The 1,131-nt window shown below is 38.3% G+C and carries 1 protein-coding gene; it reads right to left on the minus strand.

Annotation, left to right across the window (positions count from 1 at the left end):
- Positions 1–98 precede the first annotated feature (98 nt).
- Positions 99–569: a nucleoid-associated protein gene (locus L2764_RS27300; protein WP_248943467.1), complete on the minus strand. Its 471-nt coding sequence runs from the start codon at positions 567–569 to the stop codon at positions 99–101.
- Positions 570–1,131 lie beyond the last annotated feature (562 nt).

The following is a 1,131-nucleotide window of genomic DNA, read 5'->3' on the forward strand; positions in this document are numbered from 1 at the left end:
ATACAAAAATAATGATAAACAAACAAGTTCAATGATGCGATAAGTACTGAAATTATCACGTTGCTCTAATAGTGAACGAATTTATGATAATTTAATACTCAGGTACTTAACTTATCTAAATCAAGTTGTTCTATTTGATCTAGGGTTAAATCATTGGATAATGCTAATCCATTTTTCTTTCTCAAAAGTACAATAGATAGAAAGTTTTCTTCATTATATGTGTAATGGTTGAACCACAAATAGCCACCTTTTGAAGCACCTGTTTCATCCAACTTTCTTTTAAATTCACGAGATGCAGACTCTGAAAAGGAAACAAAATTTTCAAAGTTCCCCTCATCGAAGTGGCTTTCAAGAAGAGTCACAAAATGTGGTTGAGGGTCATCGGGGGTTTCAGGGGTTTCGAACCTTCCTGTTAATAATCCTGTTTTCCTAAATAGGCCTGAAAGCTGAGTGCTTAATGTTCGAGCATGCTCATCTACGGTGTTTTCTTCATCTCTTGGAAAGATAGTCGCAACACTTTGATCTTCTTCTTTACGTACTTCGTGTACGATAATGTTTTCAATATTCATTAAAACTCCATTTTATGAGATGACACTACTCGCATAACGCCTTTGGAAGGGGAAAATGATGGCGAAGCCACGCTTTAAATTTGTCCCGCTTGCCAAACTTGTTATGCATTTTATTTTGGCAAATTAAGTTCACCATTTTCACAAACAGTAGCTATAGCTGCAAAGTCTTTATTTGATACGCCACACGCAAGGAATGGATATTCGGCGCCTGCGTTAGATGGCGTAATATCTCTTATGGAGCCATCAGGGAATTTCAGTACGGAATGAGCTACAAATTTGTAATAGTTCTCATTGGGTAGATCGAAGAATAGCCAGCCTCTTACGGGGCTGAACCTTCTATCGAGCTGACAATAGTCAGTTACATTATGGTGGCACATCTTTGGTTGAGGCTGCCAATTCCCGCCCTGCATTGCAACTCTAGGTAAATATACTGCATCGTGGAGACGGGCAAGAGTTATTGTCAAATGTGGTGTATCAATGAATCGTGATGCTCTGTTTGATCTTGAGTGATCCGTTCACCATCTTTAAATTGAATACCTGATATGACATCAGCAAGCAGCTT

Origin of the sequence: Shewanella surugensis (assembly GCF_023284005.1) — a bacterium.
In the GTDB taxonomy this organism is placed as follows: domain Bacteria; phylum Pseudomonadota; class Gammaproteobacteria; order Enterobacterales; family Shewanellaceae; genus Shewanella; species Shewanella surugensis.